The organism is Halorubrum sp. Ea8 (assembly GCF_002252925.1).
In the GTDB taxonomy this organism is placed as follows: Archaea; Halobacteriota; Halobacteria; order Halobacteriales; family Haloferacaceae; genus Halorubrum.
In genome coordinates, this window is sequence record NZ_NHPF01000026.1 from 28,860 (window position 1) to 53,521 (window position 24,662).

The following is a 24,662-nucleotide window of genomic DNA, read 5'->3' on the forward strand; positions in this document are numbered from 1 at the left end:
GACCGGTCGTTAGTGTTGCGGGCGACATTCCTCCCCCGGAGAGCGGCCGCGCTCGCCTACTCCGTGTCCCGCAGCACCAGCGGTCCGATGGCGAGCGTCCGCTTCGCGAGGGTGAGGACGCGGACCACGTAGGAGACGAACAGCGAGAACGGGAGCAGCGTGACCGCGAACGCGCCCGCGACGACCAGCGTGAGGTGGTCGACCCCGAGCGTGCGCCCCGGGAACGTCCCGACGTCGACGACCGCGACCATGGCGCCCGCGACGACCAGCGCCGGCACCGCGGCGTACAGGATCAGTCGCGAGAGGTCGATCAGGGCCCACTGGAAGTACAGCGTCTTCACGTGCTCGCGGGCGGGACCGAACAGCGACAGGGCCTCCGTCAGGTCCCCGAGGAGGTCGCGCTCGTCGGCGGTGAGCGACTCGCCGTGGTCGGCGGCGACGCGCTCCGCGCGCGATATCTCGCGGCCGTACGGGAAGTCGAGGGCGGCGAACACCACGTCGAACGAGCCGAACCGAGCGCCGTCGAGCCGGTCGCGCACGGCGTCGGCGCTCTCGCCGACCGACGACGCCAGTCCGTCGACATCCTCCCGGAGGGCGGGCTCGTCGCGGCGGTCGGCCTCGCCGGACCCGTCCGCGCCGCGGTCGCGTACAGACTCCCGAAGTGCGTCGGCGCGGTCCGACGCGGCGCCGAGAAGCGCGTCGAGGAACGCGGCAGGGTCCGTCGGCGCCGGCGAACCGAGGAGCGCCGCCACGCTGTCCCGGACGGCGAGCGAGCCGTCCATTCGGTCGCGCTGGTCGCCGAGCGGCCCGTTCTCCTGCGTGAGCACGAGCTGGCCGATCGTGACGACGAGCGTCGCCCCGGTGACGATCGCCGTGATCATCGCCGAGAACAGCGTCTCGATCGGGTCCTTCGCCTCGACCTTCCCGGCGAGCGACGGCGAGATCCCCGCGGCGATCGCGACCGTCGCGGCGAAGACGAGGACTGTCAGAACCCCGGCGACGACGATCCGGTCCGCGCGCAACAGGAGCCACAGCTTCACCCGGCTCTCGCCGGCCCGCCCGCGCATCGTGTCGGTGTCGTCGTCGCCGGTGTCGGGTCGATCGGCGGCGGCCTCGCCGGTGCCGCCGCCGTCCGCGTCGCGTTCGGCGGTCATCGGGCCTCGTCGCGCACCGACGAGCCAGAGACGCAGTGAGTCGCGTCCGCCTCCCGGTCGCCCATGTCGTGCTCGAACCCCTCCTTGAGCGGCGGTCCGTCGCGCCGCCTGCGGCCCGCGAGACCGCCCGCGTCGGCCCCGGTTCCCGCTCGGATACGATTCCGGCGTCTCACGGCGACTCACGTCCGTACATGACGGGGGACACGACGCCCGTCCGGCACATAAATACACGGTGCGTTACGCGAACAGTTCGGGCGACTCCGGCGCCGTGAACGGATTTTGGCGCGGCCTATCGAACCGCCACTCCGGCCGACGGCCACGTGGTGCTGACGGTCGCGTCGCGGTGGCTAGGCCGACGGTTCTCCCGCTCCGAGGGCGCCATCTCCGTCCGCTCAGAGCCGGCCCGGTTGGCGCTCGGGCTTCTCCGGACCTTCGAGCGCCGCCGCGGGGGCGTTGTCCCGCCGCAAGCCACAACCGCGCGCTCGCCGAACGGACCCGTATGTCCGCCCCCGACCTCAGCGTCACTCTCGTCCGCAACGCCACCGTCCTCGCGACCGTGAACGGGAGCACCTTCCTCGTCGACCCGCTGTTCGCGTCTCGGGGCGCGCTGCCGCCCATCGACGACACGCCGAACGACCGCGCGAACCCGCTCGTCCCGATGCCCGACGTCGACCTGTCGCACGACGCGGTGATCGTCACCCACCGCCACCCGGACCACTTCGACGACGCGGCGACGGAGGCGCTCGATCCGGACGTCCCGGTGTTCTGCCAGCCGAGCGAGGCCGACGCGTTCGTCGACGAGGGGTTCACCGACGTGCGACCCGTCGAGGACGCGGCGTCGTTCGCGGGCGTCGACCTCCACCGGACCCCCGGTCGCCACGGCCACGGGGAACTGGCCGAGAAGATGGGTCCCGTCTCCGGCTTCGTCCTCGACGGCGACGAGACGCTGTACGTCGCCGGCGACACGGTCTGGTACGAGCCCGTCGCGGAGACGCTGGACCGGTTCGAGCCGGACGCCGTCGTGCTCAACGGCGGCGAGGCGCGGTTCAATCAGGGGCCGCCGATCACGATGGGCGTCGACGACGTCGCCGCCGTCCGCGAGGCCACCGACGCGGCGGTCGCCGTGGTCCACATGGAGGCGATCAACCACTGTCTGCTCTCGCGCGAGGAGCTCCGGTCGGAGACGGAGGGCGTGGCGGTCCCCGAAGACGGCGAGCGCGTCGCGTTCTAGCCAGGCGACCTCTCCGCTTCGGTTCTCCGCGAAGCCTCGCGGCTCGGAGTGTCGCTCGCCGCCAGAAGGTCCGGGTGCGAGAATCGAACCCGAGGCGAGACTCGCTCCGCTCGTCTCGCGTGATTCAATTTCGCCTTCCGGCCTTGTCACTCCTCCCTGCGGTCGTCGTGAGAAGGTCCGGGTGCGAGAATCGAACCCGCGTCTCAGCCTCCACAAGCGCCCTCAGACCCAATTGCGATCTTCGGGCGCGAACTGAAGGATGGGACCTATACCGGTTCTCACCTAATACACAGGATACCACCCGATATAAAACAGCGCCTTTGTGCCGCAAGGGTCACCGAAGGTTCAGAGAGTTTTCCACCTCCTATCGAATACTTTGATATGATAACCGTCTGAACTACGACCATCTATGGATGAGGACGCGGTGAAAGACTACGTCGATCACGCTCAAGCGACTATTGAGGCGGCCCCACAGATGGATGAGGCCAATACGAAAGCCGCCGTTCTACGTGACTTTCTCGACCTTCTCGACTGGACGATCCCCGATAACACCCAACTGGAATACTCTGTAGAAGCCTTTGGGAAGACCTACAAGGTCGATTACGCTCTGATACTGGACGGCACTCCCGTTGCCTTCCTCGAAGCCAAAGGCGTAGACACGTCGCTTACGGACAAGCACAGAGAGCAGTTAGAAGCCTATCTCAAGAACGAAGACGTGAATTTGGGTATCCTCACGAACGGAAAAGAATACGAGTTCTACCGGCGAGAAGTGATTGAAACCAAAGTCAACGTGAATACGCTCGGAAGAACGGGCCTCCAGAGTCTTCCTGAGAGGGTCACAACACTAAGAGCATTCACCAAGGACGCAATCCAGAGCAACGAGTGGGAAAAGATTCTCAACCGAATCAAGGAACTCCGCGAAGCACGGACGACACTTGAAAGAGAGAAGGATGATTTAGCGACGGAAGTTGCGGAACTGTTCTCTGAACGGGTTTCGGGGAAGATCACTCCCCAGACGGAGTCTCAAGCAAAGGAGATGATTGACCGTCTAATCGGTGATATTGAGAATGAAATCAATAGTGACGGAGATTCACCTGACCGAGACGGCTTAGAAGAACCACCTCAAGCTATAGTTGAAGAAAATGGTACGGACTCCAACGCGTCTTACCAGATTACAGTCTTTGATGGGGAGAAGGAGCTTGCGGAGTTCGGTGCGTCAAAACAGGTTGACGCGTTTATTGAAGCCGTTAATTATCTAATGGAAAATCACAATCTCATTTCTAAAATTGAACCACTTCCGTACATACCGGGAAAGACACGTCCTATCATCCATGAAGAGACCGGCTTTGAAGGGAAGCAGATGAAGCAACCTCGGAAAATTGCTGGAGGGTATTATCTTGAGGTCAACCTAAGCTCTGGACAAAAACAGCGAGAACTCAAGCGATTATTACAGCAATACGAATTTACGATTCAATTTGAGGGAGGGTGGTAGTGAGAGGTTCATTCCTAACGGTAGACAATTATCCCCCTCCCTGATGGAGGCCGGTATCCTTCAGTTTCTTCGGATCTGCGAATGGGCTTCGTCCAGAAACACGTTCAGAACCCCTATCTTTTCTAATTTCTTTACCAAACGAAGGTCGTTTTTTAGATGAGCTTTCAGATGATTGGTTCTCCTCGCAATCCTCTTTTTTATGCTTTTTCAATCCACGCTTTGTTGAAAATGACTCACCGCACTTGCTACAGGTGTATTCCTTCTCATAATCATCACAATTTGCGAGATGACCATTTAATGCCGCTATAGAGTCATACTCATCTCCACAGTATTCACATTCGAAATTTTTCGAACTCTGTAGGTCGAATATGGCACTATCAATAGCAGTCTTTGAAGTAGCCTTGATCTCTTGTATATCATCAGATCCCATCTCTGGTGGTCGATTTAGTCCGGACGCTGAACACAGATCACCGATTCTATCCTTTTCAGGGTCAGTCAAATCTGAAGTATAATTAGATAATAACCATCTTATCCGCGCCAATGTCTGTGGTGGGACAACGGTAGTTGAGGTAGACTCAATATCTATATTCATGGTATCAACTTCATATCTCTCTGATTCAGCCTCTAAGTGCCTTGTCAGTAACCCAAGTTTGATGATTGAGGCCGGAATTGGGAACTGCTCTGGAAATGATTCGATCACATGCCGAAAGGGAACCGAACAGCTCAGATTCGGCTTATTTTCTTTATTGATCAAGGTTGTTGGGTCAGTACTCTTCTGGAGGTAAGGCATACGCATTCATAGATATGTATTGACAATAAAAGTTTGGAGCGAGCAAATCCGACTATAATACGGCTACTCGAACCTGAAAAGCGCACCGTGGCGGAATGTATGAGATTCGATATTATCTATAAGATACTGTTGGGTAAAATTAATTAATTGTTATTATAGAATGGGAGTTATGGATTCAAAACTGCTTGACAGGCTTAAGGAAGCAAGTGAAATGGAGCGTGTCTACTACGATGAGCGGTGGTTAAGAGAGTGGCAAAATGGAAACAGATTCTATCTTAGAAGTCGCAAAGGTGGAACATCCGATTCAGATACACAGTATTTCAAGTGCGATAACATTACAACGGAGATCCGTCCTGTTGGGTTTTCAGACAGATCTATTAGTCTAAGAGAAATAAATACCCCCAAACAAAATTTTAGTATTGGATCAATTGACAGCAAAGATGTAATTGTATCCTCCGATCCAGAGAAGTTTTGGAAGTAATCTGTTCATTAGTATATTTTAAACGTATACCGCTACCTAACAGTTACTCTCTGATTTATTCTCCCTGTCCTAATTTTTCGACTATCTACCTACCTTACTCTCAACTACACCACAGGAGATATGACCCCCTGAACATACTACTCCTCTATGTCGCTGTCACTCCCCGACCTCGATTCTCACCTCTTCAAATGTGCCGACATAATTCGAGACGCCGTCGATCCGACTGACTACAAAGAGTTCATTCTCCCGCTCGTCTACTACAAGGCGATCTCGGACGAATACGAGAAGCAATACGAAAAGAACGTCGAGAAGTACGGTGACGAAGACCTCGCCCGACGCCCGAAGCTCTACGACGTTCCCGTTGTTCCCGAAGGCTATCTGTGGGACGACCTCCGGAGCGTCAGCGACAACGTTGACCAAGCGCTGAACGAGGCTTTCGACGCCGTCACCGACGCGAACCCCGAGCTACAAGGTGTCTTCCGAGCCGACTATATCGACGCCGACGCCCTTGACGACGATCGACTTGGGAAGCTGGTCGAACACCTCTCCACACACGACCTCGACCGGGACAGTATCCCTCCGGATATGCTCGGAGAAGCGTACATGGACCTCGTTCGTCAGTTTGCCGAAGAAGAAGGGAAATCGGGCGGCCAGTTCTTCACACCCCCGCATATCGTCAACCTCTGTGTGCGGCTCGTAGACGACTTTGAGGACGGTCAAACGTTCCACGACCCAACGGTCGGATCCGGGGGAATGCTCATTGAGGTGGCCCGCTACTACCGTGAGGAGCAAAGTGGCGACCCCGAGAAACTCCGATTCTCCGGACAAGAGATTAACCCGGACATTGCCGCGATCGCGAAGATGAATCTCTCCATTCACGGGCTAAACGGAACCATCGAACGTGAGGACTCACTCTCGAAGCCAGCGTTCACTAATGAGGACGAAAACGAACTCACTCGGTTCGATCGGGTTCTTGCTAACTTCCCCTTCTCGGCGGATTGGGCGAAAGACGAGCTACAGGACGATCCCTATAACCGGTTCGACTGGCACGAGAAGCTTCCCCGAGCAGATCGTGGTGACTACGCATTCATTCAACACATCGCAAAACAACTCAAGGTTCCTGAAAAAGATGGATCCGGAGGCAAGGCGGCTATTGTTGTCCCACATGGGGTCCTATTCCGAAAACACGAGAGCCGCTATCGAAAGGCAATGTTGGAGAACGATATGGTGGAGGCAATTGTCGGACTCCCCGAGAACCTGTTCCAGAACAATTCGATCCCGTCAGCCGTTCTCGTGTTGAATACGGAAAAGCCAGAGGAACGGGAGAACGAGGTCCAGTTCATCCACGCCGCCGATGAGGATTTCTACAAGGAACTCTCAAACCAGAATGAACTAACGGAGGATGGGCTTGACCACATTGTTGAGAACTTCCGTGGGTGGACAACCGAGGAACGTGTGAGTCGAACTGTTTCGTTGGATGAGATTCGGGAGAACGACCACAACCTCAATATTGCTCTGTACGTCGATACGACCGAGCCTGAAGAAGAGATAGACGTTAAGGAAGAACTGGCGAGGTTGAGAGAGCTACAGGCAGAACGAGGTGAGATTGAGTCTCAAATAAGCCAACACATGGAGGTATTGGATTATGAGTGAAGAAGCTACGTTGGACGAATTTGCTGAGTCTACCGACGCGGAGAGCGAGGAAATAGAGATTAGAGAGAGTCGGTTTTGGGGTGAGGTGCCGGAAGGATGGGAACTTATCAATGGTTCCGATGTGTACGACGTGAATCCGAACCCGAAACCGGACTCAGAACCGAACACCTACATAGAAATGGACGCTCTCGACACAGAGCTTCCATGGCCCGAATACTTCGGAAAAAGAAATGCTTCCGAGTATAGTGGGAAGACGTTCACAACTGGCGATACACTATTCGCTCGAATTACTCCGTGTACAGAAAACGGTAAAGCGGCGTTTGTTCCGAGGATGGACACTACAGTTGGGATCGGATCAACAGAATACGCCGTACTCTCCCCAAAAACGGATCAAATCAATCCTTGGTTCCTGTACTATCTTGCCAAATCGTATCCAGTTCACAACTATGCTGTCTCACGAATGCGTGGTTCAACTGGACGCCAGCGTGTTCCGTTTAGTGTATTTCGACGCGAATTAGATATTTCTCTTCCGCCATTCTCTGAACAGCGCAAGATCGTCACCGTACTCTACACGGTTGACCGGGCGATTGAGAAGACTAAGGAAATCATTTCCAAGAGAGAGGAAGTCAAAAGCGGCTTAATACAGGATATTTTCCGCTATGGTGTAGATTCTGACGGCCAACTCCGATCGACTGGAGACAATACCTATCAAGAAACAAAGTATGGGTCGGCCCCGAAAGGATGGAATGTTCTCCCCTTAGAAGATATTGTCGCGGACGACGCCTCAATCACTTATGGAATAGTGAAACCGGGTGACCACTATCCCGGAGGAGTACCGGTGGTCAAGGTAGAGAACATTACTAATGGGGAGGTACAGACAGACGATCTACTTCATACAGATCCTGAAATACATGAAAAGTATGACAGAGCAGAACTCAATGAAGGGGATCTACTCTTTACTATTCGCGGTACGGTAGGACGAATGGGCTTTGTGCCAGCAGAGTTAGAAGGCGGGAACCTCACTCAGGATACTGCTCGGATAAGAGTAGATGGAGCAGATCCGGAATTCATACGGTATTACCTTGAAAGCTCAACACCGCATAACTATTTCCAGCGCCATACAAAAGGTCAAGCTGTACAGGGAATAAATCTTGAGGATCTCCAAAAAGTTCCAGTCCACTTACCCTCTCGTGAGGAACAGAATCGAATCGTCAAGATTCTCGATTCACATACCGAACAGATTCAGAAAGAGAGAGAATATCACGACCAACTCATCCGTCTAAAACGCGGCCTCCAACAGGATCTTCTCTCTGGAAAAGTCAGAACAACCGACAATAACATAGAGGTGCCCGACGAAATCGCCCAACATGGTTAGCGTCCCCAACGAAGGCGGCGTCGAACGGTCCCTCCTTTCATGGCTTGACGCCGTCGGTTGGGAAGTACATGGCCAAGACGGAAGCCGAGGTGCGAACGTTCTCGACGGAAAGTACGACCGCCGGAGTAACGAGGTCATTTACTGGAACCTACTGAAAGAGCAAATAATCGAAATCAACGAGGAGATCACCGAGGACAACGTCGATCGGTTCCTCAACTCGCTCCGTCGGGAGCTTGACTACGAGAACCTACTGGAAGGCAATCAGAACTTCCACGAACTGCTCAGTAAGGGCAAGACATTTGGAATCGAGAACGCCCGCGGCGGCAACGACACGGTCTACGTTGACTTAATTGACTTCGATCCGGACGACTTCTTAGAATCAAACCGATTCCACGCTGTCAATCAGTTCTCTGTCTCCCGAGGAGCAACCATTCGCCCGGACGTGACTCTCTTCGTCAACGGGATCCCCCTCGTCACGATGGAATTGAAGTCGGTAGCTCAGGACAACGACTACTACGACGCCATCAGCGACCTCCATCAGTACGAGGAAGACGTTCCCCGGATGTTCATACCCGGACTGTTCAACGTCGCCGCCGACACCATGGAGTTCCGGTACGGCTCTGTGGGTGCCCCTGACGAATTCTACGAGCTGTGGAACGAGGCCCCCGAACAGTACGCCGACGAGGACAATCCGATGAAACAGGCCGTCCAAGCCCTTTGTAATCCCGCGACTCTTGTAGACGTCCTCAAGAACTTCGTCTTTTTCGAGAAGCGGGCCGGTGGCGACGCCAAGATCATTCCGAGATACACCCAATACTACGCGGTCAACAGGATCCTCGACAGAGTCCGTGAGGGTGTCCACGACCGGGGACTCATATGGCACACGCAAGGAAGTGGCAAATCATTTACAATGCTCTATGCCGCCGAGAACCTTCTCTCTCGGAGCGAGGTAGCCCGCAACCCGCAAGTCTTCATCATCGTCGATACGGACAAGCTCAACAGCCAAATGCGGGACCAGCTTTCGAACCTCTCGCTGGCTAAATGGACAGAGGCCAAATCTATCGATCACCTCCAAGAACTGATCGAAGAAGGAAGTAGCCAACTGGTTCTCACGACTATTCAGAAGTTCCAAGATGTGGAGCCGAATACCCAAGGGAACGACGAGGTGATCGTCATGTCCGACGAGGCCCACCGATTCATGGAGGCCGACCTCGGAAGCCGTCTCGACGCCGCACTCCCCAACAGTTCGCACTTCGGTTTCACCGGAACCCCGGTGCGGGAAGGGGAGCGAGAGAAGGACCGGAACACGTTCACCGAGTTCAGTCCCGAAGGCGAGGACTATCTCCATCGGTACTCGGTCAAACAGGGGATCGAAGACGGCCTCATTCTCCCGGTCTACTTCACCCTCCGGCACGAGATGGAGTGGGAGGTCTCGGAAGACGCCCTTGATGAGAAGTTCGAACAGGAATTCCGTGGGATGACGACCGAGGAGAAGCGAGAGTTCATTTCGGATAACGTCACCAGCCGGACCATGGCCGAACTCGAACCTCGGGTTGATCGGGCCGTCGAAGAGATTGACGCCCATTATCAGGAGAAGGTCGCGCCAAACGGCTGGAAGGGGATGGTTGTCACTCCGAGCCGGCGATCAGCGGCGATGTATGGCGAGCGCTTGCGAGAGCGTCGGGGAGAGGACGCCGTCGAAGTTCTCTATACATCCACCAACGACGATCCCGAACTCATTCGGAAGTTCCACACGGACCCCGAGGAGCGCGACAGTATCGTTGAAAGCTTCAAAGAACCCGACGAGGATCCGAGCCTTCTCGTCGTTCACAATATGCTCCTAACGGGCTTCGACGCTCCGATCCTGAAGACGATGTATTTGGACCGGAACCTGAAAGACCACAATCTCCTCCAAGCGATTGCCCGGACAAATCGGCCAGCGGATGGGAAACAGAACGGGGAGATCGTGGACTTCCAAGGGGTCTTTGAGAACATTGACGACGCCCTCGACTACGACGCCGAGACGAAGGCATACGCGGCCCGTGACGAGGAAGAGCTATTCGACGATCTCGTTGACCAGTTAGCGACGGTTATGGACATTTTCGACGGGATCCCGAAAGACGATTCCCAAGAGGCTACGAACGCCGCCGTCTCACGGATCAGCAAGCACCCCGAACGCCGCGAATTCAAACAGGGCTTCCGCCGGCTCCAGAACCTCTACGAATCTGTCGCCCCCGATGGTCGGCTGATTGAGGAAGGGATTCAGGATCAGTACAAGTGGTTAAGCCGTATTCAGGTGGCCTTTGAACGGACGACCTCGGGGAAGGAAGCCCCCGAAGACGATATGCGGGAGAAGACACGCCAGATAATCAACGAAAACGTGGACGTAGGGGAGATTCGCGACGACTTCCCTACGTACAAGCTCGGTGAGGAATTTCTCGAAGACGTAGAAGGGCTGGACAATCCCGGCGTGAAAGCCTCCCAAATCGCTCACGCCACTCAGGATCATCTTCATCCGAGAACGGGTCAGAACCCGCGCTATCAGCGTTTAAGCGAACGGGTGACAGAAATTGTTGAACGTTGGCAAGGCGGTGACGTGGCTGATCCGGAGGCTGTAGAGGCACTCAAATCAGTTGAAGAAGAAGTCATTGAAGTCGAGAAAGAAGCCGGAGACGACGCCGATGAACGTGCCAAATATGCTATTGAGAATCACATAACAGAGGAGCTTGACGAGGAATTTGAACGGGGGAAGGCCGCCGACATAGCAGATTCTATTGTCGATCAGTTTGAGGATCGCGTGGATCGTGGCTATTCAGGGTGGGAGACGAACAAGGCGACCGAACAAGATGTAGAGGAGCTGATCCTCGATGTGGTCGCGCTTGAGTACAACCGGCCCGACCTCATTGACGACCCACTCGTAGACGCGATCCGGAATTATCTCGTGAACAACTATGCCTGAAACGGCACCCCGGAAGGTCACACTTCAAGGGGAGAACGTCGCCTATGAGGTGCGCCAGAGCGACGAGGCAACGCAACCACGGATTGATGTGGATTTACATGGGGTTCGGGTGGTTCTTCCAGAAGACTCTACCACGGACCCCGAGGAGCTTCTCAAGGAGAACGCCGTGTGGGTTCTGGAAAAGAAGCGAAAGTACGACACCTATCGTGAGCAAATCCCTGATCGGGAATTTGAAGAAGGAGAACGATTTCCGTATCTCGGGGAAAAGTACGAGATTGTCGTGGAACAGCGGCCAGCTTCACAAATTGTAGAGAACGAATTTCGGCTGGCAAAGCACCATGTGGAACAGACTTCTATCAAGCGGGCTTTGGAGACTCTTTATCGGCGGAAAGCTCGGGAACTCTTTGAGGACCGGGCCAATCACTTCGCCGAGGAGATGGGAGTCGAGTACGACAAGATCGAGGTCAGAAATCAACGGACGAAATGGGGGTCGTGTTCTACTACTGGAACTCTCGGTTTGAATTGGCGGTTGATGATGGCCCCTTCAAACGTTGTAGATTATATTGTCATTCACGAGTTGGCCCATCTCCGTGAGCAAAACCATACTGACGAGTTCTGGTCACTCGTCGAAAAATATGATCCGGAGTATCAACAACACGCTCACTGGTTAGAGGACAACGGAACACAGCTGGTCTTTTCTAAAGACGACCTCTAATTACTGGACTGATTCGATCCGTGAAGCCATTTCAGCTATTGCATTCGATACATCTGAGATCTCAGTAAGACCAGTACAGACCACCTTTCCACTTGAGAATAAGAGTATAGTGTGATCCGAACCGCGGAACAACAGCGCGGGGAATTGCTCTGGTTCGTATTCAACGGATTCCATCCCGAGGTGAACCGCCAAAATCTCTAATGAGACTGTTAGATCAAGCTCAGCCGTCGCAACGATATTACTCACTTCCAGCTCTGGTTCGTAATCAAATTCCAACAGATCTCGCATGACAGCTGTCACTCTGTTTGCTATCTCGTGGAAATGCTCAACTGAATCCGCACCAGCGACAGAACATCGGCCAGACCGATAGAAGGCAACATACGAATCGTCTGGATTAAATCGAGTCTGTAACCAGTGATTGTCGGCTGGTTCGTATGTAAGGTCTGCAATTTCATCGCGCTCAGAAAATGTCTCAGCTAAGGCTTGGAGATCTAACTCCTGACGGTATGTAATCATCCCGACAACATTGACGATCTCGACAGACGGCACAGATTAGTCGTCAACGGAGACGTACAAAAGGTGGAGGTTTCTCATACGATCCTATGTCCATTCAACACTAAATTCGAATCTCGACTCTCATCTACCGATCTAACAACTGGATAGCATCATAGTAGTTTCTGTACAGCGCCTCATTTTGATGCTTAACATATTCCGTATATGAGTCAAACTCTACTGGAGTACCCTCAGAGTTGTATGCAAATGGATTATTCAGGTAGTTTCGACTTCCCTTGAATAAATAACAAGGATGAACGCTTTCAGAGTCAGGGGGACGAATTGTAACCTGTGCTTTCAGTTTGACATTATCGGGATCAACGGGTACACTATCGATAAAAGAGGTATCCGGTGAGTTCTCTCGACTACGCTCGTGGTGGACCGTAGTGGCGTACATGGCTTCATTTTTGAGTATATGTTTAATATTATATTGAGTTGGAAGAAAGCATAACTCGAAATCAATTCTATTGGGAACCTCATACTCACTACCTAAAAAGAAGAACTCCCTCAGTTGATTGAATTGTCGGATTATTTCATTTGCGCCAGTCGCATTGCGGACTGCTGATTCAGATTTGATCTCAAAGACGTGTCCTCGTTTGGGAGCACCTTGCGAGTTATTGTAATATACATACAGATCTGCCACTCCGCTATTTCCATAGTGGTGGTAGTGGGCTTCTGGATATATCTCCGGGCCATCCATAACGGGATGATTGTCAGATGGACGAGACTTCTTGATAAGTGCGTTTGTCAACCTATCTTCTATCATACTACACCTCATCATAGAGACACATACAATTCTGTCGGTCGCCGGTTAATTCTAATTGAGTCCTATTCTTTGTGTGATGAGTAGGTAGGCGTGGACAGTCTAATTTTTTAGATTTGTCTCCGAATATACTGAGCTATCAGGGAATAAACAACCATTCCGATTGTGTTTGATGGTTTGATACCCTCGTACAGGAAAGAGTGAATCTTGATTTTGACTGATTTGCTGATACAGCGTAACCGATACAGTCAGGATATTCTTGAGTAAATGTTTCTAACCACTCTACATCACCGCGATAGATACTGGCTCGGTCGAATTTCCATTCAATAATCGACATGGGCGGAACCGTTGGCTCCTGATTCTCGTCCCAACAAGTCATACGAGGCTCAGGCCAAATGACCACATCCTTACAAACCTGATTCTTTTTATTATCGCCGTTCTCGCGGTCCATCGTAACCTGTGGAACTGGAACCTCAAGTCCAATCTGTTTTGAATCCGTTATTGTTCCTCCAGAACGTGCCTGTTCTACCAGATGACCGAAGGCGAAGAGACTGACAGCCTCTCGCTCTCTCCTGCCGTTCCAAGAACCGTCTAATTCCTCATCCGCAAAATCAGTCAAAACGGATCGCACAGTTTTATCGAGAGGATCCATATACCCAATCTATGACTGTGTGTAATAACTTGTTTGTTGGATAGCTTGTATCTGGAGACTGCTCTGCTGTTTTCACAATCCAGAGCTGGTAACTCTGAACTCCGGATGTCTCTCTTATGCGGAATAGTATATGGGGGCGTCCTCACTTTGTTTAGGAGAACAGGCTACAAATCGGCTTCTTGGTCATCATCCTGACCCGGATGGAGATCTAACAACTGCTGATATTCTCTCCATTCTTTGTTCTTGTCTATATCCGGAGCAAGAATATAGAGATATTGAACAGAGTATGTGATCGTCTCAAGTCCTTTTTCTTCGATATGTAGTGGCTTTAGAACTCCCTTGAACGGATATGGATCCTCCGTTTCTATCGCTCTCGTTGCGTGGCTTCTCGAACCCCAATTGTCCCAAGATGTTGTTCCTCTAAACTCCACATCGTCTTGCAGTCCAACCACTTCTACGTACATTCTATCGTCGAATGCATCTTCTTTGGGCAACAACTGGAGGGGGCAGTCAAAATGATACAGTCCTGTCGGAGACGGTTCTGCCTCTTTGAGAGCCGAAATAGGATATACCCCGTCAGATTTTGAGAGCATATTGATTGCCTTCTTTACTTGGAGAAACGAGTTATTGAAATTGATCTCATGCACTTCCTCTCTACCAATCTCTCCAGAGAATTCTGAGTTCAATTTCACAAGTGAGTCCAAACCAATCTCAAACGTTGAACCAGAACTCTCTGACTCTGAGACTACTATCCGCTCTGATTCAGAAACGTTCTCCGTGAAGAACTGATTGATATGCGACTTCGACGCATACATGACGTGATTATATCGGTCGATCTCTTGTTCTTCCATAATATTCGTTCACTCCCCCCGTATTTACTTAAAGTATACTTGGCGACTGATAAGACGGTAAGTCACCCTGTCGGTGTTTGTCTATGTTCGGTATGTACTTCTGTTTGTGTTGTTCCTTACCCCCACCACCCACTCTGTGTGATGGTGCGAAAAACGCCGGACGAGGCTACGACAGGTTCTACAAGAATCAAGAGAGTATATAAAGAGTATTCTTCGATAAAACTTCTATGGAGGCGTTGTTTGTGTCTTATCCATCCCTTGCCTCACACGTGGGACTCACGACTCTCTGGCGAGCGTTTCACAGATCTCTGGACCAGACTGTGTCTCATAGACTAAGCTGTCTACGTCGCGCACACACGCCGCCTGTGCATGGGTGCGTGTGCACGAGAGGTATAGATTGGTCTCTGACTCAAACCACTCACTAAGTTGTAGATCCGTAGATTTCTTTTATAAGCATAATAGATGCCGTATTCGTTCGTACCGTTGCCGTGTTGCGGTTCTCGCAACATAACACAGAAGGGTTGTGGGGGTAGTACAATAACAAGTACAGACGAGATGGTCAATCAATACTCATAGCAGTATCCCATTCGGGGTTCACCGAGCAATACCGTAGACGGGTGTACCAAGAGAGCTGGAGTTACCTGGAAGATGGGTTAAACTCGAACTGCTTCTGGTTCGCGGGTGCCTCATTTGGAACCTCATTATGGTTGAGTAACTGATGAGGATGCGTTTGGTAGGCTAACCCGATCAACAACGCCTCGACTTCAGCTAAGTAGGCTGAATAGCCGTACGGCCCCGTGTACTTCTCAGGATCCCACGCTCGTATCCACAAATAGGTTTGCTCTTTGAGTTGGTGTGTTTCCTGTTCAAATAACTCGCTGGCCCAACTGAGTTTCTTCGAATCCACGCCAAATACGGTATCCGAAAGCTCGCCGACGTGCCAGTAACTCCCGTCACCCCATCGAGCGAAGCTCCGTGTTCCACTTCGGTCCTTCGCGATCTCTTCGAAGTTCGCACTCAGCTCGTTCTTTTTCCCGTACGCTTCTGCTTTGCCGATATATCGAGGGATAATCTGCTCGGGAGAAGGCGTGTCAGATTCAAGCTGATACATAACATAGAGTAATCCATTTGGACCATCCTTCACCCCGGTCCTGTGAACACAACGCTTCCCCTCTTGACGAATCCGCGTGTCAATAGCTTCGGAACGCTTGAGAACCGTAGAAGAACCGACCTCCGTGAGTTCAACAACGAGATCGTCGTCCGTCTCGAAGAGTGGTATTGGATCCTCCTCTTCGGGGTCATGTATCTCTTTGTGGATAGTTTGTTCAGCCCACTCGTGCCAGAGATCTGCTTTACTTTTGCCGCTGACGCCGTCTCCCGCACTATCAGCGACCATCATCGCCTCTTCGTTCGGTGAATCGCTTTCTAAATCAACCCACTTGGGGCCAACCTTCCCCATCTCGTGGGCGACTCTGTTTGGAACAAAATCCCGGTTTGCGAAAACCCGATTGAATTGGGGATGTGAGTGGACAAGACCGACGGTCTTTGCCTCAAGCTCCTGTCGATATGTGGAATATCCGTACGGCCCCGTCTCGATCTCATTCACATCGACGACCCACGCATACAGAGGTGAATTTGCTTTCTCGAATACCGTCGCGATATGATCGTATTTTCCGTAACTTCCCCACGAGCCATCACCCTCCCATTCAGAAGTTGGGAGAGCGTCACGGAGCTTTCTGAAGTGATCCAGTAGTCTACTGGAGACCTGACTCGTTTCTCCGATGTAGACCGGGATAATATCAGACGGGCCGCTCACGGGCTCGTCAAGGAGATACAAGAGGTACAGATAATCTCCGTTCCCCCGTCCCAATCGGTACGTGTCGTATTCATCCGTCATCTCCAGTTGAGATCCGGACTCGTCAACCATGGGAACCGGATCCGGTGTGGCTGGTGAGGTAATGTCGGAGAGTATCGTCTCAGAAACCCACTCATCCCACAACTCACGCTTGGTCGCTCTGTCCATCAGTCAGTAATTAAAGATTGTACGGATAAGCTATTATCATATTCATCTCATCGAGGTAATTGAATTCCAGACTCAGTTCGGCTTCGGTGGAATTGAGACATGTATGTTATCATAGTACTCAATAATCTCTTTCAGGTTTTCCCATGTCCTCTTCGGTTTGAATTGCGCTCCATACTGTTCTTCAAGCCAGTCCCATGCGAGAGTCCAACCTCCAATCAGGAGAAGGCGGTTCGCCACGTTTGCGACTTCCGTATAGCCTAAGAGTTGAATTCCGTCATCCTCGGCCAGACGTTGTAGTCGTGCGGCTTTCGTCTCAGACTTTCCGCTTGATTGTGATTGAGAGTATGTTTGTCGTCGGTTGTTTTCTGTGAAAGACTTCGATTCGCTTTTGCCAGCCTTTCCAGTATCGAACCCCTCATTTTTCAGGTAATCAAGCGCGGATTGACGGGTTCCGTCTTCTCCGGTAAGAGAGTTACCAAGGTCGGAGGCTTGGAACGAGTCTACACTGAAGATGATTGATCGCTTGCTCTTCCCGCCGATAATCACTACACGATCTCCTGGTTCGTAGTCCCAATTTTTGTAGTCGTATCTCGAGAGCTGAAGTGGTGCGTGTTCGTTTTCTTTGGTGAATTCTCTACCGGCACATCCTCTGGCTCCGTAGAAGTAAGCCGGAATCAGAGCGTGGATTGGCTCGCTACCGTTTCCAATAGTTTTGTCTCGTCGAGCAAACGGAGATCCTTTGACTTCCACGACTGCAACACTCCGAGAACCACCTGTGGCAAGCGCATACGGCGAGAACTCTTTGTCGTTATATTGGGCCCACTTTGGGACGTTCCTGTTCTGGTCTGGATACTCTTCCTTCTCTATTAGTGGAGTCTCGATACATGGTTCAGCTGTCTCGAACGAGAGAACCGACTTCTCATCATCAAGGTTCTGAAACAAGCGATACCGATCGTTGTGAACTGTCTGGCTTGAATTCACCGTTAGGGATGGTTGGGAGAGGAATACGTCTCGAAGCACGTCTGCATACGATTCGGGCGTGTCATCCGAACCCGATTGAACTTTACCAGCGAGAACGGCCTTATCCCATTCTCCTTCAAATTCTATTTTTCTGACTCCCGTTTTTGAGTGTTCCACACCCGGAATTCGGAACAGTGGTTTGGAAGAATAGATCCCGCAATCAAACTCTGCACCAGTTTCTTTACAATACGATTCGGCCAATTCTTTCAGCTCTCCTCGGCCATGTTCCTTTACGAAGCGAGGAACATGAATGTGGATCGAACGGTTACCAGAGAAATACCGTTTGCACGTTTGAAACGGTATTTCAAGATATCCTTCGACAAATTCCTCGAACCATTCCATGAGCTTGTCCGGGCCAACTTTGTGTAGCTCGTCGCTCTCAATATGGATAGGGTAGAGAACACGATCGTCTACTTCGCATTCATCCTGGAGTTCGGTGGCGATCGACGTGTACTCTCCATCGATTTGGTATCCGCTTTCGAGGTTCTGTTGGCGCTCATACTGATCACGAGTGAGGACGTAGACCGCACTTGCTGTCTCTGCACCATCGGGTATCCGCTCAAAGATCGTCCGAAGTGTTGGAGTCCGTCTCGGTCCTTCTCCTTCAGCAAATCCGTACTGAACACACGGTATATCGTTCCAGTTCTCAGGAACTGCGTTATTCGCCGCACTATTCTTGGACTGTTCAATCGCTGTATTATCAGTTGACATTAATGTAATAATTTCAGATATTTCTCGAATTTGTCGATACGACTTCTCGTTTCTATTGAACTCAGATATACAGACTCACCGCAGAATTCTTTTATATACTCTTCTGAACTTCTATCAGACTATCCCGCTACTGTCATGCGATTCTCGCAACATAACACAGTAAGGGTTGGTGGGGGTACAATAAGAGAAAGAACGGTTGAACAGCAGAGACGGTCATAGTAACAACTCACCAATCAGATCAGCTGGCCAAGTATTCTAACGAGAGAAGGAACCCCGTCTACGGACCCTGTGTAGACAGTACATTTTCTACTTATACTCTGTTACTGGTACAGCTGTCGTTGCTGTTAACAACTGTTTCTAATACGGGGTGTTCTCCTTATAAGATTCTACTAACAACTTTGCTGTAATGTACTCAACAGGGATAGCATAATGGACTCCATAAGGGACCCCTGTGAGACTATTAGCACACCCCCCGTCCCCACGTCCACCCTGAGCGATTTCTCATTTGAGGTGGGCCATGGGTCGTAGAAGGTGGGGGAGCTTCACCACGGGTCCAGCAAGCCTCTTAGAATGGACTGTGATTTCATCCAGAACATTCGATAGTGGGTTGGTACAGTTGAACTGCTTTGTGAGCCGTTTATGAAGACACGTTTGTAGAGTGAGCTACCGATCTGAGGAAGTCCAGTAGATAATCACTGAGTCGGCTCACAGGGGCGTTGGTGAAATTTGATTTCTAAACGTCCCATGGGTCAGGTACGGCTATCAAGTTCTAAAGACTGCGCTCGCACGGCAGTTATTGAGCGAGAATCACACGTCAGTCGTGAGACGAGACGATGGAGTTGAATGAGCCACTTGTTCGAGCATGTTGTGAGATCTTGAGTGCCCCCATGGGTAGTGTTCCAGTTAGTGCGACGATCACACCGTCGTCATCTGTCCGGTTGGCTGTTTGCTCGAAATCATCACGAGTGAGTAATGCTCGGTTGATGCTCCCGATTTCTGAATGAACTACCACAACTTGATCGGACTTGTTTACACGAAACGTGACTTCTTTTTCAAGGCTCGATAGTTCGCTGTCTTCTCTTGCTATCATTATCGGAATATCTCGTCTGCGTTCCAGCTGTGACGGCGAGTCTCGATGGGAACACATCGCTTGCTGTTATCGGAGTCTCCATCGAGTTTGGTACCGTGTAGATAGTCGTTGAGAGTGAACTCAAGTACCCGGCCAGTTTTCGCTTCGATAATGAATATCTCGGTGGCGTTGTGCGACTCACACGCCTCCAGAGCTTCTTCAGAGATAGGATAGCCGTTTATATCCTTAGAGAAGTGGTTATTTCGGCTTGTTCGCTTTCTCTTGGCTAAGTAGCCTGTCTTTTGTTTACCTCGTCCAATATCTGGCGCAATGTATCCGACGTTCTGGCCTGTGAATATACTAACAAAATTTGATACTTCATCTATAAATTCTGGTTTCTGACTGTTCTCGTATTCGAATATACTTTTTTGAATCATCGTGCTACGGAGGAATTATCGCTTGAAGAAGGATCACCAGAGTCAGCACTCTCTCCGGAATTAGCTTAGAACTGGTAATCGCTGATCGCTGAACGTAGATCTGACTACTCAGAGCAAAACATCCGTCAGGACTCTCCCTCTTTTACAAAGGTTGCCAGCGCGTATAACCCTTCGTATTTCAACGTTCTATTACAAGCGGACATGGGTGTTGTCTTGCATATTATCTCCATTTGAGCCTCGATATATCATATGTCGGATCAGGGGAAGCTACGATAAACTTGGCTCAGTTTATACTGTGTGTTCGTTCTCCAGTTCCAAGTTACGGGTAACATCGGTCTATTTTCTGTTGGTCGCTTCTCCTCCATCAGTAGTTGCTGGATTGGGTTGGTCGTCCGCAAGGTGTCTTATATCTCTCCAATCGGTGTCCATGGGCTCGTTCATTACCTCGTCAACGTCTTCTTGAGCCTCTTCAAGCTCTTCCTCGAAGTCCGTATCTTCCAGAATGTTGACCGTCTCGCCGGAAATGGGATGGGTGACGATCAGACCCGAGCCTTCGCAATGGTCCTGAATGTACTTCTCAGCTTCATCCGGAGGTAGGTTCTCACGCGCCTTCTCCTTGGCACGTTCAACCACCTTGGACCAGTCCAATTTTGCTTGCTCACTCACGTCGATGGACTGTCCGAAGGGACTCGCGGAATACGCGACCGGGTTCTCTTCATGTCTTTCGACATACAACTTCTCGATCATGTCTTCGAGGGACTGACGAATCTCGGAGACAGCCCGGTTCTCGCCGTACTCAGGCCGCCCCATTTCCTTTTGAAGATCCATTGCGGAATACTTCTGGTTGGTTCGTGCCCGGAGGAAGTGGAGCATCTTCCGGTCGAGGGGCTTGAGATTCAACGCGCTCATAACAAGCTCTTCCCCGAAGATTTTGAACCCGTACCAAGCGTCAGCCGGAGCCACTAAGAGCTTCTGAGGGTACTCCGACGTGATTTCCATGCGATCCTCGTGGTGGAACAGAGCCACCGCGTCGATGAAGTCCATGAGACGAGGAATGTCCCGGCGAGCCTTCACGAACTTCGGGGGAAGAGGCTCTTGCTCTTGGACCCCGGCCATCGTAAGGTTCAGAATCTCCCCGGCGTCCGACTCTGTGTATTTCTTGATCGGAATAGAACGATAATAACTTCTAATCTCTGCGAGCCGATTGTCGTCAACACGTTGTTCGTAGGTTCCGTCTCGCAATTCCACCTGACGAATGTTGATCGCGCGGGTCTGCTCTTCCGAGGAATCCGGGGTCAGAGTGAACGCACGACTGTCCATCTCGGACAGGTTCTTCATGTCGATCGCGTAGCGGTTCGTTCTCCTTGCTTCCGAACTATCCAGTTGTGTCGATCTGAAACAGACACATTAGGATATTACTCCGGGGTATGAGTCTGACACCAAAATATATCTCCTCATCAACAGGGCTTGTTGGGTCTCATTGACTTTCACCCCGTAACAGATAGACGCCGATAGCAACGACTGATCACTCATTTGGTCCAGTAATCAATCTGGTTATCACCCGGTGCCACACAGTATCGTTGTGGAAACGTTATACGAAGATCTTGAGGAGGGCAATCAATACGAAATCGTTGTTAGAGCTCGAGATTACTCGCGTGCAAAAGAAGACAATCGTGCGTTTGAGCTGAGCTTAGAGGACTCTAATGGGACGCGGTTCCCGTTTATTGTATGGGAGAAGTCGGAGGAGGGACGCAATTACAATTGGCAGAACGGTTGCTGGTATCGGCTGAGTGGAGTATCAATAAACAATTGGCCCTCTGGAAAAGTGCTTCATGGTACCTCTTCTCTTAGGATAGAGAAGCTTGGGATGCGCCAAAGCGGTGGCCAAGTGAATCTGTTATACTTGACTGATAGTCATCTTGGCAAATCAGAACATACCTATAGTGGGTCGTGTTGGCCGGTATCCCCTGAAGATGGATTCCGTACTGCGATAGAGCGTTCGATTCAGGAGAATGTGAATGCCGTTATCCATGGTGGCGATATATTCCATAATCCTGGAAGTGGTATTGAGGATGAAGATGTTGCAGTCTGCCGTGAAAGTCTAATAAAGTTGGCAGAGCACGGTATTCCATTCTATTTCATTTACGGAAATCACGAACGTCAAGCTGGCCGGCAGATTATGGAGCGGTTCGTTGATGATGGTCTCGCTGTACATCTTGGTCCGCGTTACGAAGTAATCGATGACGCTGTGGCAGTCTACGGAGTTGATTATCGGTCTGACTGGAGTGATTTTGTTTTTGACCTTGAATCTGGTACAGGCGATTTTCAAACAATACTCTGTGTACACCAATCTATAGCTCCATTTACAGCGAGTAACAACCCGGACTGTTCAGTCGATAGTATCTTAGAGGCTTCCAACGTTGCGCTCGACTTAATCATATCTGGACACACACATTCTCGTTCGGAACACCAATATGATGGATTCCAAGCGTTATCTGGAGGAGCAACTGCGAAAGTTGGTGAATCACATGATGACCTCAACCCGAGTGCTGAGTTAGTTACCGTGCAAAGAGATCAAATCAGCTCAAAGAGACTGTATCTGTGATTATGCTCATTAGATCAGTTCGGAGAGAAATCATAATTTTAAATTGGTGAGATAGAAGTACACTTTTGTATTCTCCTGAGACAATACATATAGATGGAATTACAGAAGGGAGATGTTCTCTTAGTGAAACTGACCGGTGGTCGGAGTTCAAAACCGGCTAATCCCGCCGGACAGGTGTATTCAGACAGGAATATTCCACTCTTCGGAGGATCCAATCCGGCATATCATCGGGGCGATGATGGTGATGTAATCTGTGTTGAACTAATTCCAGCGTCGGGTACTCTGAAGGGTAAATGGAAGAACACTACAGAATCCTTTGATACTATATTCAAAAAATTCAAGAAAAAATTAACATACCGGGATAGTGACCTTGATTACACGGTTTCGCTTGAAGAGGTTCCAGATGACTACAAATTTCCGGATGAGTATACGCAAGATCAGGCTAAAGATGATGCGCGCGAGACAGAAGAGCGAGATGAGTGGAATGAGCGAAGTTCTGATCTAATGGCTGACTTGAGCGATCTATAAACTCAGGAATTAATGCTTTTATTGTTATCTATTTTAAAATTTAAATGTCCAATTTAGTCAGTGTCGATATTGGTCCGCGTAAGTTTATTTATAGAATTCTACCCTCAGCGAACGTGACCAGATCGTTAAATTCCTGAGTTGGGAGCATCAGGGGTTTGTTTCTCCATCCAGATTTGGTGTAGTACCCTGATCGAATTTGTTCTGATCCATCATCAAGTTCAACTACTTCAAAAGTTTTCCAGGAAAACGGTCGAATCGGTTTCGTGGAGTACCCCAACCCCATCGGTAGCAGTTCCTTTCGGTTTGCTTACATCCCGCGGATAGTCACCAACCCAATCCGGTGGCGAAGCAGACAGAGCGAATGTATCTGACATACAATCATATCGAGTTAGAATCAATATATAAAGCCAGCGTTTATGGATATTTTTTACTAACTATATAATTTGGAAAATACATGGGTCTGCTATTAACCTGAAAGTGGTGGTGCCACTTCCTATCCCATTCGGTTCAGCGCGTCCCGTCGGTCTTCTACTGGTGCCTGATCGTATCGCATGGTTGTCTGTGCGCTCTTGTGTCTGAGTTGGGCCTGTGCCGCTCCCAAGTCTTCCTCTCGGGCCATGTAGGTCGCCGTCGAGTGACGGATTGAATAGAACGTGCGTCCCTCAGAGGGAATACACGCAGTCTCGCAGATCTGTCGAAACAGACGGTTCAGAGAGTAGTACTTGTACGGATTTCCCGACCGATTGAGCCACAGAGAATCCGAATCCAGATACTTGTCGTACTGTTGTCTCTCGGTGAGCCATCTATCGAGTGCGTTCGCAGTACGGTCCGTGAGAGAGACGGTCCAATTGTCGGTGTTCTTGGAAGAGTCTTCTTTAGGAATCCGCAAGAGAGAGTTCCTAACGTCCACCCACGCGACTTTCGCCCGCTTGACTTCTACCGGACGCAAGCCAGTATCGAGCGCAGTCCAGAACAAGCTCGGTATCTTCCACGAGTTGGCCTGTTTGAACTCGTCGGGACCAACGTCTCTCTTAGGCTTCTCAAAGCGCTGTGCGAGGTGTATCTTCCATCGGTCGCGCTGTTCGGGTGTGAGGTTGTTGTAGCTCGGGACGCTCCCGTGTTCCAGCACGGCCTCTCTGACGGCACTTCGTTCTTCGCGGGTGAGGAAGTCTTTGGGATTGGTGTTCCCGGTGTTCGTGGTGAACGTGATCTCTGGTTCCCACTCTTCCCCGTCAAGCGTGTGCGCGCGCCAGCGGAACAGCATTTTGACCGCTTTCAGATGGCTTGCTTTGTTCTCCTGAGAAGTCTCTCCGTAGGCAAGCTTCCTCATGTAGGCGTCTGCGTGGTCGTGTGTGATCTCGGTAGTATAGCGTTCTTCTTCGTCCCACACGAACCGGTAGAAGGCGTCGAGTCGGTATGCTCGTCCGTTCGCGGTGTCGTAGGCGTATCCGTCTCCGTGGTCGGGATCCTTCCCGATGTTTACCATCCAGCCGATGAGGCGTTCTCGGTGTTCTCGGTAGTCGGTCAACTGACGTTGTGACAGGTATGCTTCGGATGGTTTGGGAACCACCCGGATACCCGCCTTTTTGACTTGAGACATA

22 protein-coding genes are annotated in these 24,662 nt (G+C 51.2%); 9 read left to right on the forward strand and 13 right to left on the reverse strand.

The genetic code is table 11. The features are described 5' to 3' along the window. Window positions 1–56 precede the first annotated feature (56 nt). Together DJ74_RS01720 and DJ74_RS18985 are read right to left on the reverse strand one after the other, a co-directional pair. The gene (locus DJ74_RS01720; RefSeq protein WP_254922122.1) at window positions 57–1,067 is read right to left on the reverse strand and encodes a hypothetical protein; all 1,011 of its coding nucleotides are present in this window, start codon (window positions 1,065–1,067) and stop codon (window positions 57–59) included. A gap of 83 nt (window positions 1,068–1,150) precedes the next feature. After that, window positions 1,151–1,327 carry a hypothetical protein gene (locus DJ74_RS18985; protein WP_176451287.1) on the reverse strand — a complete coding sequence of 59 codons (177 nt, stop codon included), beginning with the start codon at window positions 1,325–1,327 and terminating at the stop codon, window positions 1,151–1,153. Between the two features lie 326 nt (window positions 1,328–1,653). On the opposite strand from DJ74_RS18985, the gene DJ74_RS01725 reads away from it, so the two are divergent. Beyond that, complete coding sequence (locus DJ74_RS01725) at window positions 1,654–2,385, forward strand: MBL fold metallo-hydrolase (RefSeq protein WP_094526107.1); 732 nt, start codon at window positions 1,654–1,656, stop codon at window positions 2,383–2,385. Window positions 2,386–2,794: 409 nt separating this feature from the next. Continuing rightward, window positions 2,795–3,877, forward strand: coding sequence for a type I restriction endonuclease (locus DJ74_RS01730; protein WP_094526108.1), 1,083 nt, complete (start codon window positions 2,795–2,797; stop codon window positions 3,875–3,877). A gap of 28 nt (window positions 3,878–3,905) precedes the next feature. Here the strand turns inward: DJ74_RS01730 and DJ74_RS18495 are convergent, their stop codons facing one another. After that, the gene (locus tag DJ74_RS18495) at window positions 3,906–4,667 is read right to left on the reverse strand and encodes a C2H2-type zinc finger protein (RefSeq protein WP_176451288.1); all 762 of its coding nucleotides are present in this window, start codon (window positions 4,665–4,667) and stop codon (window positions 3,906–3,908) included. Window positions 4,668–4,836: 169 nt separating this feature from the next. Between DJ74_RS18495 and DJ74_RS18500 the strand changes: the two genes are divergently transcribed. The 5 genes from DJ74_RS18500 (at window position 4,837) to DJ74_RS01750 (ending at window position 11,850) form a co-directional block, all read left to right on the forward strand. Beyond that, entirely contained in the window at window positions 4,837–5,148 is a 312-nt protein-coding gene (locus DJ74_RS18500; protein ID WP_141212644.1) for a hypothetical protein, read from the forward strand. Between the two features lie 147 nt (window positions 5,149–5,295). Continuing rightward, window positions 5,296–6,801, forward strand: coding sequence for a class I SAM-dependent DNA methyltransferase (locus tag DJ74_RS01735; protein WP_094526109.1), 1,506 nt, complete (start codon window positions 5,296–5,298; stop codon window positions 6,799–6,801). After that, on the forward strand, window positions 6,794–8,176 hold the full coding sequence (locus DJ74_RS01740) for a restriction endonuclease subunit S (RefSeq protein ID WP_094526110.1): 1,383 nt from the start codon (window positions 6,794–6,796) through the stop codon (window positions 8,174–8,176). Before DJ74_RS01735 ends, DJ74_RS01740 begins: the two co-directional genes overlap by 8 nt. Next, on the forward strand, window positions 8,169–11,135 hold the full coding sequence (locus DJ74_RS01745) for a type I restriction endonuclease subunit R (RefSeq protein ID WP_094526111.1): 2,967 nt from the start codon (window positions 8,169–8,171) through the stop codon (window positions 11,133–11,135). Before DJ74_RS01740 ends, DJ74_RS01745 begins: the two co-directional genes overlap by 8 nt. Next, entirely contained in the window at window positions 11,128–11,850 is a 723-nt protein-coding gene (locus tag DJ74_RS01750) for a M48 family metallopeptidase (RefSeq protein ID WP_094526112.1), read from the forward strand. Before DJ74_RS01745 ends, DJ74_RS01750 begins: the two co-directional genes overlap by 8 nt. On the opposite strand, the gene DJ74_RS01755 is transcribed toward DJ74_RS01750, so the two are convergent. The 9 genes from DJ74_RS01755 to DJ74_RS01770 all read right to left on the reverse strand — a co-directional run bounded on the left by DJ74_RS01755 (window position 11,851) and on the right by DJ74_RS01770 (window position 21,266). After that, complete coding sequence (locus DJ74_RS01755) at window positions 11,851–12,399, reverse strand: TATA-box-binding protein (protein ID WP_094526113.1); 549 nt, start codon at window positions 12,397–12,399, stop codon at window positions 11,851–11,853. 91 nt (window positions 12,400–12,490) lie between these two features. Then, on the reverse strand, window positions 12,491–13,168 hold the full coding sequence (locus DJ74_RS18505; RefSeq protein ID WP_141212645.1) for a hypothetical protein: 678 nt from the start codon (window positions 13,166–13,168) through the stop codon (window positions 12,491–12,493). A gap of 136 nt (window positions 13,169–13,304) precedes the next feature. Beyond that, on the reverse strand, window positions 13,305–13,817 hold the full coding sequence (locus DJ74_RS18510) for a hypothetical protein (RefSeq protein ID WP_141212646.1): 513 nt from the start codon (window positions 13,815–13,817) through the stop codon (window positions 13,305–13,307). Window positions 13,818–13,981: 164 nt separating this feature from the next. Further along, window positions 13,982–14,668: a hypothetical protein gene (locus DJ74_RS18515; protein WP_141212647.1), complete on the reverse strand. Its 687-nt coding sequence runs from the start codon at window positions 14,666–14,668 to the stop codon at window positions 13,982–13,984. 637 nt (window positions 14,669–15,305) lie between these two features. Then, entirely contained in the window at window positions 15,306–16,691 is a 1,386-nt protein-coding gene (locus tag DJ74_RS01760; protein WP_094526114.1) for a hypothetical protein, read from the reverse strand. 72 nt (window positions 16,692–16,763) lie between these two features. After that, window positions 16,764–18,422 (reverse strand): hypothetical protein, encoded by a 1,659-nt coding sequence (locus DJ74_RS01765; RefSeq protein WP_217900308.1) that lies wholly within the window; start codon window positions 18,420–18,422, stop codon window positions 16,764–16,766. A gap of 814 nt (window positions 18,423–19,236) precedes the next feature. Continuing rightward, complete coding sequence (locus DJ74_RS18520) at window positions 19,237–19,512, reverse strand: hypothetical protein (RefSeq protein ID WP_141212648.1); 276 nt, start codon at window positions 19,510–19,512, stop codon at window positions 19,237–19,239. Next, entirely contained in the window at window positions 19,512–19,928 is a 417-nt protein-coding gene (locus DJ74_RS18525; RefSeq protein ID WP_141212649.1) for a hypothetical protein, read from the reverse strand. Before DJ74_RS18525 ends, DJ74_RS18520 begins: the two co-directional genes overlap by 1 nt. Window positions 19,929–20,264: 336 nt before the next feature. Then, window positions 20,265–21,266, reverse strand: a complete 1,002-nt coding sequence (locus DJ74_RS01770) for a hypothetical protein (protein WP_094526115.1) — start codon at window positions 21,264–21,266, stop codon at window positions 20,265–20,267. Between the two features lie 244 nt (window positions 21,267–21,510). Here DJ74_RS01770 and DJ74_RS01775 point away from each other — a divergent pair, with 244 nt between their 5' ends. Both DJ74_RS01775 and DJ74_RS18530 read left to right on the forward strand, forming a co-directional pair. Next, entirely contained in the window at window positions 21,511–22,533 is a 1,023-nt protein-coding gene (locus DJ74_RS01775) for a metallophosphoesterase (protein WP_141212650.1), read from the forward strand. A 93-nt stretch (window positions 22,534–22,626) separates the two neighbouring features. Further along, window positions 22,627–23,061: a hypothetical protein gene (locus DJ74_RS18530; RefSeq protein WP_141212651.1), complete on the forward strand. Its 435-nt coding sequence runs from the start codon at window positions 22,627–22,629 to the stop codon at window positions 23,059–23,061. A 493-nt stretch (window positions 23,062–23,554) separates the two neighbouring features. On the opposite strand, the gene DJ74_RS01780 is transcribed toward DJ74_RS18530, so the two are convergent. Further along, window positions 23,555–24,661: a site-specific integrase gene (locus tag DJ74_RS01780; protein ID WP_094526117.1), complete on the reverse strand. Its 1,107-nt coding sequence runs from the start codon at window positions 24,659–24,661 to the stop codon at window positions 23,555–23,557. Window position 24,662 lies beyond the last annotated feature (1 nt).

Excerpts from the sequence above, each read along its gene's own strand:
- DJ74_RS01720 (WP_254922122.1), bottom strand. The coding sequence starts at position 1,067 with ATGCGCGGGCGGGCCGGCGAGAGCCGGGTGAAGCTGTGGCTCCTGTTG.
- DJ74_RS01725 (WP_094526107.1), top strand. The coding sequence starts at position 1,654 with ATGTCCGCCCCCGACCTCAGCGTCACTCTCGTCCGCAACGCCACCGTC.
- DJ74_RS01730 (WP_094526108.1), top strand. The coding sequence starts at position 2,795 with ATGGATGAGGACGCGGTGAAAGACTACGTCGATCACGCTCAAGCGACT.
- DJ74_RS18495 (WP_176451288.1), bottom strand. The coding sequence starts at position 4,667 with ATGCCTTACCTCCAGAAGAGTACTGACCCAACAACCTTGATCAATAAA.
- DJ74_RS18500 (WP_141212644.1), top strand. The coding sequence starts at position 4,837 with ATGGATTCAAAACTGCTTGACAGGCTTAAGGAAGCAAGTGAAATGGAG.
- DJ74_RS01735 (WP_094526109.1), top strand. The coding sequence starts at position 5,296 with ATGTCGCTGTCACTCCCCGACCTCGATTCTCACCTCTTCAAATGTGCC.
- DJ74_RS01740 (WP_094526110.1), top strand. The coding sequence starts at position 6,794 with ATGAGTGAAGAAGCTACGTTGGACGAATTTGCTGAGTCTACCGACGCG.
- DJ74_RS01745 (WP_094526111.1), top strand. The coding sequence starts at position 8,169 with ATGGTTAGCGTCCCCAACGAAGGCGGCGTCGAACGGTCCCTCCTTTCA.
- DJ74_RS01750 (WP_094526112.1), top strand. The coding sequence starts at position 11,128 with ATGCCTGAAACGGCACCCCGGAAGGTCACACTTCAAGGGGAGAACGTC.
- DJ74_RS18505 (WP_141212645.1), bottom strand. The coding sequence starts at position 13,168 with ATGATAGAAGATAGGTTGACAAACGCACTTATCAAGAAGTCTCGTCCA.
- DJ74_RS18510 (WP_141212646.1), bottom strand. The coding sequence starts at position 13,817 with ATGGATCCTCTCGATAAAACTGTGCGATCCGTTTTGACTGATTTTGCG.
- DJ74_RS18515 (WP_141212647.1), bottom strand. The coding sequence starts at position 14,668 with ATGGAAGAACAAGAGATCGACCGATATAATCACGTCATGTATGCGTCG.
- DJ74_RS01760 (WP_094526114.1), bottom strand. The coding sequence starts at position 16,691 with ATGGACAGAGCGACCAAGCGTGAGTTGTGGGATGAGTGGGTTTCTGAG.
- DJ74_RS01765 (WP_217900308.1), bottom strand. The coding sequence starts at position 18,422 with ATGTCAACTGATAATACAGCGATTGAACAGTCCAAGAATAGTGCGGCG.
- DJ74_RS18520 (WP_141212648.1), bottom strand. The coding sequence starts at position 19,512 with ATGATAGCAAGAGAAGACAGCGAACTATCGAGCCTTGAAAAAGAAGTC.
- DJ74_RS18525 (WP_141212649.1), bottom strand. The coding sequence starts at position 19,928 with ATGATTCAAAAAAGTATATTCGAATACGAGAACAGTCAGAAACCAGAA.
- DJ74_RS01770 (WP_094526115.1), bottom strand. The coding sequence starts at position 21,266 with ATGAAGAACCTGTCCGAGATGGACAGTCGTGCGTTCACTCTGACCCCG.
- DJ74_RS18530 (WP_141212651.1), top strand. The coding sequence starts at position 22,627 with ATGGAATTACAGAAGGGAGATGTTCTCTTAGTGAAACTGACCGGTGGT.
- DJ74_RS01780 (WP_094526117.1), bottom strand. The coding sequence starts at position 24,661 with ATGTCTCAAGTCAAAAAGGCGGGTATCCGGGTGGTTCCCAAACCATCC.